Origin of the sequence: Curtobacterium sp. MCBA15_008 (assembly GCF_001865065.1) — a bacterium.
In the GTDB taxonomy this organism is placed as follows: Bacteria; Actinomycetota; Actinomycetes; order Actinomycetales; family Microbacteriaceae; genus Curtobacterium.
The window spans coordinates 131,863-149,408 of the sequence record NZ_MJGN01000001.1 but is presented as its reverse complement, the minus strand read 5'-3'; the positions used below and the strand labels follow the sequence as shown (position 1 = coordinate 149,408).

General features: G+C 73.1%; 8 protein-coding genes, 1 tRNA gene and 1 other RNA gene. 6 read left to right on the top strand and 4 right to left on the bottom strand.

Going from position 1 to position 17,546, the window contains the following annotated elements; all coding sequences use genetic code 11:
• Positions 1-59: 59 nt before the first annotated feature.
• The gene (locus BIU96_RS00640) at positions 60-641 is read right to left on the bottom strand and encodes a TetR/AcrR family transcriptional regulator (protein WP_071290755.1); all 582 of its coding nucleotides are present in this window, start codon (positions 639-641) and stop codon (positions 60-62) included.
• A gap of 230 nt (positions 642-871) precedes the next feature.
• On the opposite strand from BIU96_RS00640, the gene BIU96_RS00635 reads away from it, so the two are divergent.
• Positions 872-2,128: a multidrug effflux MFS transporter gene (locus BIU96_RS00635; protein ID WP_071290678.1), complete on the top strand. Its 1,257-nt coding sequence runs from the start codon at positions 872-874 to the stop codon at positions 2,126-2,128.
• 43 nt (positions 2,129-2,171) lie between these two features.
• Positions 2,172-4,217 carry a helicase HerA-like domain-containing protein gene (locus tag BIU96_RS00630; protein WP_071290677.1) on the top strand — a complete coding sequence of 682 codons (2,046 nt, stop codon included), beginning with the start codon at positions 2,172-2,174 and terminating at the stop codon, positions 4,215-4,217.
• Positions 4,218-4,247: 30 nt separating this feature from the next.
• Here BIU96_RS00630 and BIU96_RS00625 read toward each other — a convergent pair whose 3' ends face one another.
• Entirely contained in the window at positions 4,248-4,892 is a 645-nt protein-coding gene (locus BIU96_RS00625) for a hypothetical protein (protein WP_071290676.1), read from the bottom strand.
• 297 nt (positions 4,893-5,189) lie between these two features.
• Positions 5,190-5,277: transfer RNA gene (locus BIU96_RS00620), tRNA-Ser, on the bottom strand.
• Between the two features lie 120 nt (positions 5,278-5,397).
• Here BIU96_RS00620 and pta point away from each other — a divergent pair.
• On the top strand, positions 5,398-7,506 hold the full coding sequence (gene pta / locus BIU96_RS00615) for a phosphate acetyltransferase (protein ID WP_071290675.1): 2,109 nt from the start codon (positions 5,398-5,400) through the stop codon (positions 7,504-7,506).
• A 50-nt stretch (positions 7,507-7,556) separates the two neighbouring features.
• Positions 7,557-8,753 (top strand): acetate/propionate family kinase, encoded by a 1,197-nt coding sequence (locus tag BIU96_RS00610; protein ID WP_071290674.1) that lies wholly within the window; start codon positions 7,557-7,559, stop codon positions 8,751-8,753.
• A 39-nt stretch (positions 8,754-8,792) separates the two neighbouring features.
• Here the strand turns inward: BIU96_RS00610 and BIU96_RS00605 are convergent, their stop codons facing one another.
• Positions 8,793-9,467, bottom strand: coding sequence for an SDR family oxidoreductase (locus BIU96_RS00605; protein ID WP_071290673.1), 675 nt, complete (start codon positions 9,465-9,467; stop codon positions 8,793-8,795).
• Between the two features lie 36 nt (positions 9,468-9,503).
• On the opposite strand from BIU96_RS00605, the gene ffs reads away from it, so the two are divergent.
• Positions 9,504-9,600: signal recognition particle sRNA small type (gene ffs, locus BIU96_RS00600), an RNA gene on the top strand.
• Between the two features lie 355 nt (positions 9,601-9,955).
• Positions 9,956-17,410: a choice-of-anchor G family protein gene (locus BIU96_RS00595; RefSeq protein ID WP_071290672.1), complete on the top strand. Its 7,455-nt coding sequence runs from the start codon at positions 9,956-9,958 to the stop codon at positions 17,408-17,410.
• Positions 17,411-17,546: the final 136 nt, after the last annotated feature.

The window sequence follows — 17,546 nt, the reverse complement described above, 5'->3', positions numbered from 1 at the left end:
ACCGTGCCTCCCGTCCGTCGCGTGGTGCGTGCGGAGCCGCGGCCGGTCGTCCGACCGGGTCAGCGCCACCAGGACGGGAACGACAGCACGATCGTGTCGACGAGCGCCTTGCGGGCGCGGCGTGGTCCGGCCAGCCAGGCCTCGATCGCGCCGACGAAGCCCTGCGCCACGAACCCGGCGGCGACGTCGGCGAGGAGCTCGGGGCGGTCGACGGTGTCGAGCGAGCGGATGTGCTGCGCGCTCGAGACCGTGAAGTGGTCGACGAGCAGCCGGTGCAGCGAGGCGTCCTCGGGGTCGGGCAGTGCCTTCGCGTAGATGTCCCGATGGGTCACCACGTGCTCGATGACGGCGTTGATCCCGCGCCGGGTGATGGCGGCGAGCTCGTCGGCGCCGGCACCGCGGTCGGCGGCGGCGCGGCGGGCCTCGGTGTCGTCCTCCCGGATGCGGTCGAGCTCGGGCGTGAGCACGTCGGCGAGCAGCGATCCGGGGGAGACGGCGTGCGAGTAGAAGGTCGCGCGGTTGATGCCGGCGGCGCGGGTCACGTCGGCGACGGTGATGCGGGACACGGGACGGTCGGCCGCGAGCCGCATGATCGCTTCGCGGAGGGCCGCGGTCGTGTGCAGGATCCGGGCATCCACCATGACGCCCACCCCCTTCTGATCCGGTTCTGCCCGGCTTCGACGGGCAGTCAGACGCTATCGCATGCGCTGCTCACGGACGGTCCTCCGAGCGCGGAAACACGCGGGAATCCCCCAGCGGGGTCATCGAGAGCGCTCACTCGACCCGTAGGATGGTTCCGCGGGCGAATCGATTCGATTCGATCGATCCCGCGATCACCTCCGTTCCCCTCCCCGCCGAAGGACCCCTGCTCGTGACCGCGCCCGCCGCCACCGGTTCGCTCCGGGTCGTCCTGCACCCCGGAGACTCGCTCTCCCGCAGGCAGCGACTCGTCTACGTCTTCGTCCTGGGCGCGCTCACCGCGCTCGGGCCGTTCACCATCGACCTGTACCTGCCGGCGTTCCCGTCCATCAAGGACCAGTTCGGCATCACCGACGGTGCGGTCCAGCTCACCCTGACGGCGACCACGCTCGGCTTCGCGATCGGACAGCTGCTCGTCGGTCCGTGGAGCGACAAGGTCGGCCGCCGCCTGCCGCTGATCATCGCGACGTCCGTGCACGTCGGGGCCTCGGTCGGGGCTGCCCTGGCACCGAACGTCGAGGTCCTCGCGCTCTTCCGCGTGCTGCAGGGCATGGGGGCATCCGCCGGCGGCGTGGTGGCGATGGCGACCGTCCGCGACCTCTTCGGCGGCAAACCGCTCGTGCGCATGCTGTCGCGCCTGGCGATGGTGAACGGCCTCGCACCGATCCTCGCGCCGCTCATCGGCTCCCAGATGCTCCGGTTCGTGAGCTGGCACGGCGTCTTCGTGTTCCTCGCGTGCTACGGCGCGGCCGTGGTGCTGGCCGCGGTGCTCCTCATCGTCGAGACCCTCCCGCCGGCCCGCCGGCACGAGTCCGGCCACTCCACGATGCGCCAGCGGTACAAGGCGCTCTTCTCGGACCGCATCTTCGTCGGGGTCGCCCTGATCGGTGCGATGGTGTTCAGCGGCCTGTTCTCGTACCTCAGCGCGTCGCCGTTCCTGTTCCAGGGCCTCTACGGACTCGACGCGCAGCAGTACGGGCTGCTCTTCGCGGTGAACTCGGTCGGCGTCGTGATCGGCGTGCAGGTGTCGGCACGGTTGGCGCAGCGTGTCGGCCCGCAGTGGATCCTGGCGTGCTCGACCGCGACCCTGTTCCTCGCCGCGGTGGCGATCATGGTGCTCGACCAGGCCGGGGCCGGTCTCGTCGGTGTCCTCGTCCCGCTCTGGTTCTTCATCGCGGCGTGCGGGTTCTCGTTCCCGCTCGTGCAGGTCATCGGCCTCGCCGCCCACGGCAAGGAAGCCGGCACGGCCGCGTCGCTCCTCGGTGCGCTGAACTTCGGCGTCGCCGGACTCATCTCGCCGATCGTCGGCTGGATCGGCATCACGACCGCCACCCCGATGGCCGCCGTGATGGCGTGCACGTCGGCGGTCGCGATCGCGATCCTGTGGGGCGTCGTCCGACCGCGGACCGTCCCGGCCCTCACGCACTGACGGATCCGTTCCGTCGCGGGCCGCCCGTCCATAGGCTGTGCCCATGAGCGACGCGGTGGACCAGGCCCGAGCGGCAGCAGCGGCGGCGCGCGCCGCCGCCGACGAGGCACGACGACTGGCCGACGAGGCGGCCGCGCGGGCGGAGGCACTCGCCGCGGCGCTCGAGGCGGCCGCACCGCCGGTGCCCGCATCCGACGTGGCGGCACCGCCGGTGCTCGCGCCCGACGCGGAACCAGCGGTCGCAGCGTCGCCGGCACCCACCGGCCTGGAGGCACCACTCGCGCCCGACGCGGAGCCCGCGACCACGGCGGTGGGCGCGACCACCCCGGCGACGGACGGAGCGCTGGAGACCGGCACCGTGCCTCCAGACGGGCCGCTCGACGCGGCAGCCGTGACCGCGATCCGCGACGGCTACGCGATCGAGGGCAGCGCCCTGCAGCTCGGCGCACTGGTGAACGGCGAGGCGCTGCCCGATGTGCAGGTCCGCATCCCGCTCGGCATGCTCAACCGGCACGGACTCGTCGCCGGTGCGACCGGCACCGGCAAGACCCGCACCCTGCAGGTCCTGGCGGAGCAGATCGCGGCGAACGGCGTGCCCGTGTTCGCCGCCGACGTCAAGGGCGACCTGTCCGGCCTCGCGGTGGCCGGGCAGGCGAACGACAAGCTCACCGCACGGACGGCCGGCATCGGGCAGGCGTGGCAGGGTGTGGACAGCGAGGCCGAGTTCTACTCGCTCGGCGGACAGGGGACCGGCGTGCCGATCCGGGCCAGCGTGTCCGGGTTCGGGCCGCTGCTGCTGTCCAAGGTGCTCGGCCTGAACGAGACGCAGGAGTCCTCGCTCGGCCTCGTGTTCCACTACGCGGAACGCGCCGGGCTGCCGCTCGTCGACCTGTCCGACCTGCGGAGCGTGCTGACCTTCCTCGTGAGCGACGCAGGCAAGGGCGAGCTCGCCGAGCTCGGCGGCCTGTCGAAGCAGACGGCCGGGGTCATCCTCCGCGAACTCATCACCTTCGCCGACGCCGGAGCCGACCAGTTCTTCGGCGAGCCCGAGATCGACACGCAGGTGTTCCTCCGCACCGCCGCCGACGGCCGCGGCATCGTCAGCCTGCTCGAGGTGCCCGGCGTGCAGGACCAGCCCGAGGTCTTCTCCACGTTCCTGATGTGGCTGCTCGCCGACCTGTTCAACGAGCTGCCCGAGGTCGGCGACCAGGACAAGCCGAAGCTCGTGTTCTTCTTCGACGAGGCGCACCTGCTGTTCAACGGGGCGTCGAAGGACTTCACCGACCAGATCATCCGCACCGTCCGGCTCATCCGGTCGAAGGGCGTCGGCGTCTTCTTCGTGACGCAGACCCCGAAGGACGTCCCGAACGACGTGCTCGCGCAGCTCGGGTCCCGCATCCAGCACCAGCTCCGGGCGCACACCCCCGACGACGCCAAGGCGCTCCGGGCCACCGTGTCGACGTACCCGACGAGCGACTACGACCTGGGGGAGGTCCTCACCTCGCTCGCCACCGGCGAGGCGATCGTCACGGTGATGAACGAGAAGGGTGCGCCGACTCCTGTCGCCTGGACGCGGCTCCGTGCCCCCGAGGGGTCGATGGACGCGATGCCCGCCGCCGAGATGACCGCGCGTGTGCAGGCGTCGCCGCTCCTGGCGACCTACGGCACCCGCCTCGACCCGGACTCCGCGTACGAGATGCTCGCGCGCCGAATGGAGGCGGCGGCAGCCGAGGCCGCGGCAGCGGAGGAGCGGGCGGAAGCGGCGACCCGGGCGGCGGAGGCCGAGCGCGACGCAGCGCGTGCCACCGCGGCCGCCGCGAAGGAGGCGGCCGCCGTCGAGAAGCAGGAAGCGCGCGAGCGGGCCGCGGCGCAGAAGGAGTACGAGCGGGCGCAGCGGGAGTTCGAGCGCGCCGAGCGGGCTGCCGACGCACGGCGGACGAAGCGGACGTCGTCGCGGACGTCCACGCGGACGACGGCCTCGCGGAAGGCGAACGACCCGCTGTCCGACCTGCTCGGGTCGGGGCTCGGCGGCACGATCGCCAAGGAGGTCGTGCAGGGGATCTTCTCGACGCTGCGCCGGCGGCGCTGAGCGACGCGCTCTCGGCGTCGACGGCCGCCGTCAGCCGCCGATGAGGCCCGTGGTCTCGACGACCAGCAGCCCGGCCACGGCGGCGACCGCGACGGCACCGACCACGACGTACGCCCCGCGCTGCTCGTACCAGGCGCGGCTGGCCGGGTAGCGGCGGGCGAACTCCCGCGCCGGCACCGGTCGGGCGTCGTCGGCGACCCGGACCCCGAGCGCCTCGACGACGCGGTCGATGCCGTCGTCGCCCCACACGTCGGCGCGCAACCGGAACAGGTGCGCGCCCGCGGCGTCGAACGCGACGAGCTCGCGCGTGGTCCGCTCGACGGTGCTGCCGTAGGTGGTCGCGAGGACCAGGCTGTGCACGCGCTCGCGAGTGATCCGCCGGTTCGGTGTCACCACGCCGTGCACGGTGATGCCCGCGGGGTCGATGCCGACGAAGGCCGTGCCGAGCCGGACGAACACGATGCCGACCAGGACGGCGACGACGATCACGACGGTGGCAACGAAGGTCCAGAGGCGCAGGGGGAGCGACACCCACACCAGTGCGACGGCGAGCGGCACCGCGGAGAACACGACGCTGAGGATCGTCGACCGCACCAGCGAGCGACGCGGTCGGACGACCACGTCGTAGGCGGTGCTGCGCGGGCGTGTCGTCACCGGCGCCGTCAGGTCCCCCACGTGGACTCCTCGTCCTTCGGGTGCCCGGGCAGCACTGATCGTCCGCCCGGGGAGCGACGCCCCTGCCGCTCCGTGCACCGTGTCCGACCCGTCCCGGGATCGTCCGTCTGCGCAGTCTAGGCGACCCGTGGGTATCGGGGACAGCCCGTTCCACCCCGGTTCCTCGTTTCGCGGCCAGTCCATGGCGGACGGGGGGCAGCGTGGTCCACCGCGTGGGGGACCGGACGACCCCGGAACACAGAACACCCCGGAACGCAGAACACCCCGGACCGTTTCGGTCCGGGGTGTTCGGTGTGGTGGCGGAGAATGGGGGATTCGAACCCCCGAGGGCTTGCACCCAACACGCTTTCCAAGCGTGCGCCATAGGCCACTAGGCGAATTCTCCTGGTGCCGTCTCGCGACGACGACACCCAATGGTACAGGTCTTCCGGAGTGCGCACGACCACGACCGTCCACACGTCCCCGCTCCCAGATGTCACGACAAGGGCGCGGCTACCCTGGGCACGTGTCGACCCGCATCTACATCACGTCAGCAGAAGGACACACGGGCAAGAGCACCGTCGCCCTCGGTGTCCTCGAGACCCTCGCGCGCTCGGTCGGACGGGTCGGCGTGTTCCGGCCGGTCGCCCGGTCGGTGGACGAACCCGACTACGTGCTCGAGCTGCTACTCCAGCACACCGCGGTCGGCATCTCCTACGACGACGCCGTCGGCGTGACGTACGACGACGTGCACGCCGACCCGGACGCCGCCCTCGCCACGATCATCACCCGGTTCGCCCAGGTCGAGCGGCAGTGCGACGCCGTCGTGGTCCTGGGCTCGGACTACACCGACGTCGGCAGCCCCACCGAGCTGTCGTTCAACGCGAAGGTCGCCGCGAACCTCGGCGCGCCCGTCCTGCTCGTCCTCGGTGGCCGCGACGCCGCCGAGCACGGCGCCCGCACCCCGGAGGACATGGCGCAGGTCGCCGACGTCACGACCAGCGAGCTGCGGGCGGCACACGCGCAGGTGTTCGGCATCGTCGTCAACCGCGCCGACCCCGGGGCCCTCGCCGCGATCGTGTCGAGCGTCCAGCAGGCCGTCCGCGACCACCACCCGGACCTGCCCGTCTGGGCCATCCCCGAGGACCGCGTCCTCGTCGCCCCGACCGTGCGGGCCCTGCTCCAGGCCACCGGCGCCACGCTCGTGCGCGGCGACGAGGCCCTGCTCGACCGAGAGGCACTGGGCACCGTCGTCGCCGGCATGAGCATGGAGAACGTGCTGCCCCGCCTGATCGAGGGCGGCATCGTCGTGGTGCCGGGGGACCGCAGCGACGTGCTCATCGCCACCCTGCTCGCGAACCAGTCCGAGACCTTCCCGAGCCTGGCCGGCGTGATCCTCAACGGCGGGTTCGAGACCGCGCCGCAGATCTCCCGGCTGCTCGAGGGGCTGTCGAGCTCGCTGCCGATCGCCCAGAACGACCTCGGCACGTACGACACCGCCCTCCGGATCACCCAGACGCGCGGGCGGCTGGCGGCGGACTCCCCGCGGAAGGCCGACCTGGCGCTGGCGCTGTTCGAGCAGCACGTCGACGCGGACGCGCTCCGCGACCGGCTGCAGCTCACCCCGTCCGGCGTCGTCACGCCGCTGATGTTCGAGCACGGGCTGCTCGACCGGGCCCGCGGGTACGGCAAGCGGATCGTGCTGCCCGAGGGCGACGACGACCGCGTCCTGCGCGCCGCCTCGACGCTGCTGCAGCGCCAGGTCTGCGAGCTGACGATCCTCGGCGACCCGGCCGCGATCCGCACCCGGGCGACGGAGCTCGGCCTCGACCTCGAGGCCGCCCAGCTCGTCAGCCCGTTCGACCCGGAGCTCCGCGAACGCTTCGCCGAGGAGTACGCCCGGCTCCGTGCCCACAAGGGCATGTCGATCGAGCTCGCCCGCGACACCGTCACCGACGTCTCGTACTTCGGCACGATGATGGTGCAGCTCGGCCTGGCCGACGGCATGGTCTCCGGCGCGAAGCACACCACGGCGCACACCATCCGGCCGTCCTTCGAGATCATCAAGACCCGGCCGGACACCTCGATCGTGTCGAGCGTGTTCCTGATGGCACTCGCCGACCGGGTCCTCGTCTACGGCGACTGCGCGGTCATCCCGGACCCGACGAGCGAGCAACTCGCCGACATCGCGATCTCGTCCGCCGAGACCGCGACGCAGTTCGGGATCGACCCGCGCGTGGCGATGCTCAGCTACTCCACCGGCGACAGCGGCACCGGGGCCGACGTCGACAAGGTCCGCGCCGGCACGGCCTTCGTGCGGGAACGCCGCCCGGACCTGCTCGTCGAGGGACCGATCCAGTACGACGCCGCAGCGGACCCGACGGTCGCGAGCACCAAGATGCCCGACTCCCCGGTGGCCGGGCGGGCGACGGTGTTCATCTTCCCCGACCTCAACACCGGCAACAACACGTACAAGGCCGTGCAGCGCTCGGCCGGCGCCGTCGCCATCGGCCCGGTGCTGCAGGGCCTGCGCAAGCCGATCAACGACCTCTCCCGCGGGGCGCTCGTCGGCGACATCGTGAACACCGTCGCGATCACCGCGATCCAGGCCGGCACCGCGTCCGACGCGGCCTGACCGACCTACCCGCACCGCGCCTCCAGGCCCCTACAGAAAGCGACCGCCCCGTGACCGCAGCCCTCGTCGTCAACTCCGGCTCGAGTTCGTTCAAGTACCAGCTCATCGAGCTCGAGGGGGAGCGCACGCTCGCCTCCGGACTGGTCGAGCGCATCGGCGAGTCGACCGGCGCGTGGAAGCACACGAACGCCCTCACGGGGGAGTCCTCGTCGAACGAATCGGCCGCCGTCGCGGACCACGCCGCCGGGTTCCAGGCGATGATCGACGCGTTCGCGAAGGTCGGTCCCTCGTTCGACGAGTACCCGCCCGCCGTGGTCGGGCACCGCGTCGTGCACGGTGGTACCTCGTTCGACCGGGCCACCATCGTCACGGACGACGTCGAGCGTGAGATCGAGGAACTGAGCAGCCTCGCGCCGCTCCACAACCCCGCGAACCTCGAGGGCATCCGGGCCGCCAAGCAGGTCTTCGCCGACGTGCCGCAGGTCGCCGTGTTCGACACCGCGTTCCACCAGACGATGCCGCCGCACGCGTACACGTACGCGATCCCCGCGGACCTGGCTGAGCGGTACCGGATCCGCCGCTACGGCATGCACGGCACGAGCCACAAGTACGTCTCCGAGCAGGCGGCGGAGTTCCTCGGCCGTCCCCTCGGCGAGCTGAAGACCATCGTGCTGCACCTCGGCAACGGGGCGTCGGCGGCGGCGATCGACGGCGGGAGGTCGATCGAGACGTCGATGGGGCTCACCCCGCTCGAGGGCCTCGTCATGGGGACCCGGTCCGGCGACCTCGACCCGGCCGTCCTCATCCACCTGCACCGCGAGGCCGGGCTGTCCTTCGACGAGCTCGACACCATGCTCAACAAGGAGTCCGGGCTGCTCGGGCTGACCGGCAACGGCGACATGCGCGACGTGCAGGACGCCGCCCTCAACGGGGACGACGAGGCCGAGGCGGCGCTCGCCGTCTACCGGCACCGCATCCGCCGGTACGTCGGCGCCTACACGGCGCAGCTCGGTGGGCTCGACGCGGTCGTCTTCACGGCGGGCGTGGGGGAGAACAACGCGCTGCTGCGCCGGCGCGTGCTCGCCGGGCTCGGGCACCTCGGCATCGAGATCGATCCGGACCGCAACGAGCTGCACTCCAAGGAGGCGCGGCTCATCTCCACGGACGCGTCCCGTGTCGCGGTGCTCGTCATCCCGACGAACGAGGAGCTCGAGATCGCCCGGCAGTCGGCTGCGGTCGCGCTGTAGGCGGTGGCACGCGCGGCGCCGGCGCCGGGCGTGCCGACGTCAGCCGAGCGCGGCCAGCGCGGCGGGGATCGGGGTGTCGCCGCTCGTCACCTCGAACTGCACCCCCACCGCGGTGTCGTCGAGGAGCGCGTGCAGCACCACCGCGGCGACGTCCGCGCGGGGGATCGAGCCGCGCGGCACCGTCCGGCCGACGTCGACCGTGCCCTGCGGCGGCGTGTCGAGGAGGCCGCCCGGCCGCACGATCGTCCAGCGCAGGCTCCGGGCCCGGAGGTTCGCGTCCGCCTCGGACTTCGCCCGCAGGTAGACCTGGAAGACGTCGTCCTCACTGCGGGCGGGCACCACGGCGCGCTCGGCGTCGTACGAGTCCGCCGCCATCGCCGAGATCATCACGTAGCGCCGGATCCCCGCGCGCTCGGCGGCGTCCGCGAGCAGGATCGCGCCGTCGCGGTCGACCGTGAGCTTGCGTTCGGCGCCGCTGTTCGGCCCGGCCCCGGCGGCGAAGACCACGGCGTCGACGCCACGCAGGCGGAGCGCGAGTTCGTCGTCGTCGAGCTGTTCGAGGTCCGCGACGATCGCCCGGGCGCCCTGCTGCTCCACGTCGGTGACGTGTGCGGGGTTGCGGACGATGGCGACGGCATCGTGGCCGGCGTCGGTGACGAGGCGGGCGAGGAGCAGTGCGATCTGGCCGTGTCCTCCGGCGATGGCGATCTTCATGTGTCCGAGTCTGCCCGTTCCGTCCGGTAGACTTCCGGAGGCTCCTCACGTGACGCCATCCAGGCCAACTCCCCCAGGGCGGAAACGCAGCAAGGGTAACCGGGCTCTGGCGGGTGCGTGAGGAGTCTTTGCGTCTCCTGCGCGGCCCTTCCCGCCCGGCTTCCCCGGGCGTGGCCGACACGCAAGGTGTCCATTCCGTAACGGGGAGCGGACATCACCCTGATCGTGTGTAAAGATCACCTCCAGGAACTCCCAACCAGGGTTCCTGCACCTCCTCTGCCTCACCAGCGGGGGAGTTCCGGATCAGGTGGTGGGTTCGCCCGCCAGGAAAAGAGACACGCATGCGCAGGCACGCGTCGCTTCGGGGTACCCGTGTACCCGCGACAGCGCACGACTGGACACGACGGATCATCGCTGCTGGCGGCCGAGCTCGACGACGAGCTTCGGACGACCGGCGTCTCCTCCTGCGTGGCGGCGTCATCGCCACGGTGACGGCGCTGGTCGCCGCCACCGTGGCGATCCAGCCCGCCGCGGCCGCCCAGACCGACGTCGCCGAGGCCGAGGGCGTCCTGCTCAGCGGCTCCGGCATCGTGAACGTGGACTCCATCGCCCAGCTCGGCGGTGCGTACTCCGCGCGCGGGGCCACCAGCGGCGGCGGCACGACGAACCAGCCGCTCAACCTGACGGCGCTCAACGCGGTCGGGGTGGACCTCGGCAACGACGTCGACCTGCTCGGGCCGAACGGCATCCTCACTCTCGGGGTCGACGGCCAGTACGCCACGACCTCGGCGAACGGGGCGACGGCGTCGTCCGGCCTGCTCACGAACGACGGCGGCATCGGCGTCGGCACCGGGTCGGGCACCGGCGCGGCGACGCTGAACCTCAACCCGCTGTTCTCGCGGGTGGGAGCCGACACGACGGTGCTCTCGAACGCGCAGCTGCAGGTCGGGGCCCTCGCCTCGCGACTGTCGGCAACCCGCGGTTCCACGGTCACGACCGCCAGCGACTACCGGATCGCCGGGGCGAACCTGAACCTCACCAGCCCGGCGGTCGCCGGACTGACCACGTCCCTCCGCACGCAGCTGCGGAACGTGTCGAGCTCGGTCAACGGTGTGCTCGGCACGAACGGCGTGCTCCCCGGGACGACGACCGCGGTGACGAACCAGATCCAGCAGCTGCTCCGCCAGGCGCTCCTCGGGCTCGTCACGGTCAACGGCACCACGGTGACCGCCACGGCGAACCTCAACCTGGACGACACCCTGGCGCAGGTGCTGCAGCAGCCGCTCACCGACGGGGCGGTCACGATCACCCCGTCGACCGGCACGATCACGGTGGACCTCGACAAGCTGACGGCGCTCAACGGCCAGCCGGCGAACACCCCGGTGCTCACCACCGCCGCGGTGAACACCATCAACCAGAGCATCGCGACGATCCTCGGGACGCAGCTGCCCACGGCCCTGCAGACCGCGGTCGTGAACACGATCAACTCCACCGCCGTCCGGGTCGACGTGGCGACGAACGTCTCCGTCGCCGGTGCGGCGGCCGTCGCCATCGGTCTCCGGGCCGACACCACGCTCGGCGCGCTCGCCGGCACCACCACCGCGACGCCCGTGATCACCGCGACCGGCAACCTGCTCGGCCTGCCGCTGCCCCTCGGCACCGTGCTCGCGCCGGTGGTGAGCGGCATCCTCGTGCCGACGCTCCAGACCGCCCTCCGGCCCCTGGTCGGCGGCACCGCGCTGACCGCCCTCGGCACCACACTGACGACCACCACGACGGCCGTCTCGACCCTGCTGTCCCCGGTCGTGCTGCTCCTCCGCCAGGTGATCGACCTGACCGTCAACGCGCAGGACACCACCACCGGGTTCCGCGACGGACGCGGGTACGACCCCGGCTCGCGGAGCGTCCACGCCCTGCGCCTGTCGGTCCTGCCCGGTGTGAACGCCGCGACGGTGGACCTGGCGACCTCGACGGTCCGGGCCACCGCGTTCGTCGCACCCACGATCACCGCTCCGACCGCGAACCAGGTGTTCAGCGTGCCGACGGCCACGTCGACCCGCAGCGTCACCGTGAGCGGTGCCGGAGAACCCGGCGCCACCGTCGCCGTGAGCCTCGGCAACGGCCGCACCGGCACCGCGACGGTCGCCGCGAACGGCACGTGGACGACGACCGTCGCGAACGTCCCGACGGGCGAGTACACCGCCACCGCGACGCAGACCGTCGGCGGGACCGCGGCGGGCACGGCCACGCAGCAGTTCTCCGTGGTCGCGCAGCAGGCGCTGACGATCACGACGCCGACGGCCGGACAGACCTTCACGACGACCGGCACCACCGCTCCGGTGACCCTCACCGGCACCGCCACCGCGAACGCCCGGATCGACGTCGACCTCGGCGGCGGCCTGACTGCGAACGGCACGGCGAACGCCTCCGGAGCGTGGAGCGTCACCGTTCCCGAGGTCCCGGTGGGCAACCAGTCCGCGAGCGTCACCCAGACGGTCGGCGACAGCACCTCGGCACCGGTCACCCGCGCGTTCCGCGTGGTCGCCGCCGCCGGGCTGACCGTCGACACGCCGACGCAGGACCAGGACTTCCTGGTCGCCGGTGCCACCCGCGACGTCCCGTTCTCCGGCTCGGCGCAGCCCGGTGCCCGGGTCGACGTCTCCGTGAACGGCGGCGACCGGACCGCGACGACCACCGCGAACGCCGGTGGGACCTGGTCGACCACGATCACCGGCGTCCCCGCGGGCGACTACACGTCGACCGTGACCCAGACGGTCGGGGCCTCGACGAGCGCCCCGGTCGCACGCGACTTCACCGTCACCGCGGCCCCCGGCCTGACGATCGACCGGCCGGAGGACGGCAGCACCATCACCGTCGCCGACACCACGTCGACGACGCCCGTCACCGTGTCCGGCACGGCAGCGCCGAACGCGCAGGTCACCGTGGGCATCGGTGGGTCCTTCACCGCCACGGTCACGGCGGACGACGACGGTGACTGGGAGGCCACCTTCCAGGGCGTCCCGGTCGGCGACCGCACCGTCACCGCGCGACAGACCGTCGCCGGCACGACCTCGGGCCCGGTGACCACGGACTTCACCGTGGCCGCCGGCGCGCCGATCACCATCACGACCCCGGCGCCCGGCGCCACCGTGACGGTCCTCGACGCGGGCACCACGACGGACCTCGACCTGGTCGGCACCGCCGAGCCCGGCGCGGACGTGGCGGTGTCGCTCGGCGGCGGACTGACCGCGACGACCACGGCGAACGACGACGGGGACTGGACCGCCACCGTCCAGGACGTCCCGGTCGGCCGTCACACGATCTCCGCCACGCAGACCGTGAACGGCACCACCTCGCCGGCGGTCCGGCAGACGATCACCGTCGCCGCCGGTGCCGGTCTCGTCGTGTCGACGCCGACGCAGGGGAGCACCACCGCCGTCGCGACCGACGACTCGACCATCGACGTCACGGTCTCCGGCACGGCGCAGCCGGGCGCGGACATCAGCGTGGTCCTCGACGGCGCCGACGACCCGGTCACGACGACCGCGGGGACGGACGGCACGTGGACCGTCACCCTGCCGGACGTCGACACCGGCGACCACACCGCCGCGGTCACGCAGACCGTGGGCGGGGCGACCTCCGCACCCGTCGACCGCGACTTCTCGGTCGAGGCCGGTGACGCGCTCGTCATCGAGTCGCCCACCGACGCGCAGCAGGTCCCGGCCGGCTCGGACGGCCAGGTCGGCATCGTGGTGCGGGGCACCGCGGAGCCCGGCGCGAGCGTCGCCGTCACGGTCGACGACGGCGACCCCGTGGACGTCGTCGCGGACGCCTCGGGCAACTGGGAGACCGACGCCGTCGACCTCGCCGTCGGTGACCACACCGTCACCGCGGTGCAGACCGTGAACGGCACGACCGGTCCGACCGTCACCCGCGACTTCACGGTCGTGCCGGGGACGGCCATCACGATCGAGTCGCCGGCCGTCGGGTCGCGCTTCGTCGTGGTCGACGGGGACGCCACCGCGACCGTGACGATCGCCGGCTCCTCCGAACCGAACGCCGACGTCACCGTCTCGCTCGGCCCGGACACCACGTTCACGACGACGGCGAACGGTGACGGCGCGTGGACGGTCGACGCCACGGGCCTCGCACCGACGGGCACCTACACGGTGAACGCGAGCCAGAGCGTCGCGGGCACCGTGACGACGGCGATCCCGACGACCTTCCAGGTCGTCGCGGCGAACCCGCTCGCGATCACCACCCCCACCACGGCGGCGATCCCGGTCGCGGGCGAGGACGTCGTGCGTGACGTGACCGTGACGGGGACCGGCCAGCCCGGCGCCACCGTGGTCGCCACGACGCCCGACGCCGCCGACCAGCCGACGACCGTCGCTCCCGACGGCACCTGGTCGGTCACGTTCCCGGACCTCGGGGTCGGCACGCACTCCGTGTCGGTCACGCAGACGCTGCCCGGGTCGGTCTCCGACCCCGCGACGTCCGAGCCGGTCACCCGCACCGTCACGATCGAGGCTGCCGACGCGGTGACCGTCACCGCCCCGGAGACGGGCGACGTGCTCCTCGTGCCGGACGCCGACGCGACGCGCGACGTCACGGTGTCGGGCACGGCGGAGCCGGGCGCCCCGGTCACGGTGCGACTCGGCGACGACGAGCTCACCACGACCGCGGACGGGGACGGCGACTGGACCGTCACGTTCGACGGGGTCGGTGTCGGCACCCCGACGCTCACCGCGAGTCAGACGGTGAACGGGACCACTGCCTCCAGTCCGGAGCAGACCGTCACCGTCCGCGCCGCGACCGCGCTGACGCTGACGGCACCGGAGGACGGCGACGTCCTGACGGTCGCGGACGCGGCCGGCGCGGCCGACGTGCGCGTCACGGGCCGCGCCCAGGGCGGGGCCACGGTCACCGTGACCCTGTCGAACGGCGAGTCCGACGAGGTCACCGCCGCGACGGACGGCTCGTGGGCGACCACCTTCGAGGACGTCGCCGTCGGCGACTACACGGTCCGCGCGACCCAGGTCGTCGAGGGTCAGACGTCGACACCGGTCAGCGCCGGGGTCTCCGTCCGGGCCGGCGCACCGCTCGAGGTGACCACGCCCAGCGGGGCGACGTCCGTCACCGTCGCCGACGACGACGCGACGACCGACGTCGCGTTCGCCGGCACCGGTCAGCCGGGGGCGACCGTCACGGTCGACCTCGGAGCGGGCGGCACCGCGACGGCGCCGGTCGGCCAGGACGGCAAGTGGTCCACCACCGTCGAGGACGTGCCGACCGGCTCGTACACGGCAGCGGTGACGCAGGCGGTCAACGGGACGACGAGCGCCGCGGTCGAACGCCCGGTCTCCGTCGTCGCGGCCGCCGACCTGACCATCCGCCAGCCGGGCGGCGACCCGATCACCGTCGCGGACGGTGACGCCACGACGACCGTGACGGTCGCGGGCGACGCCCAGCCGGGCGCCACCGTGACGGTCACCGTCGACGACCGCGACCCGGTCGAGGTGCCCGTCGGCGACGACGGGACCTGGACGCTCGACGTCGAGGACCTCGGCGTCGGCTCGCACGACGTCAGCGTCACGCAGACCGTCGACGGGTCCACGTCGACCACCCCGGTCGAGACCACGTTCGAGATCGAGGCGGGGGCACCCGTCCGGATCACCGAGCCGACGGCCGGCCAGGAGTACACCGTCGCCGGCGAGGGCGCGACCACCACGGTCGCCGTCAGCGGGACCGCCGAACCCGGCGCGACCGTCGTCGTCGACCTCGGTGGCGGACGCAGCGAGTCCACGACGGCGAACGGCACCGGCGCCTGGAGCGTCTCCGTGCCGGACGTACCGGCCGGGACCCCGACGGTGAGCGTGACGCAGCGGATCGGTGACACCGTCTCCGCCCCGGTCACGGTCGGCATCCGGGTGCTCGTCGCGGACCCGATCACCATCGCCACCCCGGCCGACGGCTCCACGGTCCGCGTCGCCCAGCGCGACTCGGTCGCGACCGTCACCGCGAACGGTGCAGCCGAGGCCGGAGCCGCGGTGCGGGTCTCGATCGACGGGGACGACCCCGTGACCGTGACCGCGACCGGCGGCACGTGGTCGCTCGACCTCGAGGGCCTGGGGGTCGGCGAGCACACCGTCCGCGCCACCCAGACCGTCGACGGATCGACGTCCGCTCCGGTCAGCAGCACCTTCACGGTCGCCCCGGGCACGGCGCTCACCGTGGACACCCCCGCGGACGGCGACACCGTCACCGTCCCGTCCGGCACCACCAGCGCGACCGTCCCGGTCAGCGGGCAGGGCCAGGCCGGCGGCACGGTCCGCGTCGTGGTCGACGGCGGGACGCCCGTCGTGGTCCCGGTCGGTCCCGACGGCCGGTGGACGACGGAGCTCACGGGCCTCGACGAGGGCGACCACACGATCGTCGTCACGCAGGTCGTGAACGGCACCACGTCGTCGCCGATCGAGCGCGACCTGACGGTCGAGGTCGCCCCGGCGGACGCGATCGTGGTCACCTCGCCGGCGAACGGCACCGCGTACCGCGTCATCGGCGGCACCACCGACGTCCGCGTCGAGGGCGTCTCCGCACCGAACGCCGCGATCTCGGTCCGGATCGACGGCGGGACCCCCGTCACGACGACGGCGGACGACGACGGCGCGTGGGCGGTGACCGTCCCCCGTGTCGGCACCGGCACGCACACCATCGTCGCCTCGCAGACGGTCGACGGGGACACCACCGCAGCCCCCCAGGTCGGGATCTCCGTGGCCGCGGCGACGCCGGTCCGGGTCACCAGCCCGGCCGACGGCCAGGTGTTCCCCATCACGGGGAGCACGACGTCGATCCCGGTGAGCGGCACGGCGGAGCCCGGTGCCACGGTGACCGTGTCCGTCGGCGGCCGGACGGTCTCGACGACCGCCGGGGACGACGGCTCGTGGACCGCGACCGTCGGGAACGTCCCGACGGGGACGCAGACGGTGTCGGTCACCGAGACGGTCGGCGGACGGACCTCCGAGCCGGTGACGAGCAGCATCCGCGTGGTCGTCGCCCAGCCGGGCGACGTCACCATCACGAACCCGCAGCCGGGCCAGCTGTTCCCCGCGGACGGCACCGGTGACACCGGTTCCTTCACGGTGACCGGCCACGCCACGCCGGGTGCCACGGTGACCGTCCGCCTGTCGAACGGTCAGGTCCGGGTCACCACCGCGGACGCGAACGGGGACTGGAGCGTCACGTTCGACCGCGTGCCGGAGGGGGACTGGACGATCACCGCGTCCCAGTCCGTCAACGGCACGACCAGTTCGGCGCAGCCGGTGCCGATCGTGGTCGCCGACGTGGACCCGCTCGCGGTCACGTCGCCCACCCCGGGCGCGCACCAGACCGCCTCGGCCACGGGGACCGTCGACTGGCGTGTGACGGGCACCGCGGAGCCGGGTGCGACCGTGACGGTCGTGGCGGACGACGGGACGCCCGTCACCACCACCGCGGACGACACCGGCGCCTGGTCGGTCGTGCTCCGACTCGGCGTCGGGCGGCACACGATCCGGGTCACCCAGACCGTCGACGGGGCCACCTCGGCCGTGCAGTCGGTCGCCGTGGTGGTCGACGCTGGCACACCGGGCGGGCCCGGTACGCCGGGAGACCCCGGTACGCCGGGTGACCCCGGTACGCCGGGCACGCCTGGTACGCCTGGTACGCCTGGTACGCCGGGCGCGCCGGGACTGCCGGGTGCACCCGGGACCGGGTCCGGAGCCGGGATCGGCTCGAGCGTCGGGTCGGGTCCGGCGGTCGGGTCCGGCTCGGGCGGGCTCGCCTTCACCGGTGCCGACGTGGCCCCGCTCGCGGGGGCCGCAGGCGGCCTGGTGGTCCTCGGGTTCCTCCTGCTGGGGTTGTCCCGTCTGGCGCGGGGCCTCCGCCGTCGCCGCCGCGCCTGACACCCCGCGCACCGCTCGCACCGCGCCTCTCGTCCGTCATCTGCACGGACGGGAGGCGCGGTGCCGTCCGTGCGCACCACCCGCTTCCCACAGGTGGTCACGTCCGGCCGCGGGGTGTCGGTCGTCCCGGCTACCC

Bases quoted from the DNA above. Each gene is read 5' to 3' on its own strand.
- BIU96_RS00640 (WP_071290755.1), bottom strand. From the start codon at position 641: ATGGTGGATGCCCGGATCCTGCACACGACCGCGGCCCTCCGCGAAGCG.
- BIU96_RS00630 (WP_071290677.1), top strand. From the start codon at position 2,172: ATGAGCGACGCGGTGGACCAGGCCCGAGCGGCAGCAGCGGCGGCGCGC.
- BIU96_RS00605 (WP_071290673.1), bottom strand. From the start codon at position 9,467: ATGAAGATCGCCATCGCCGGAGGACACGGCCAGATCGCACTGCTCCTC.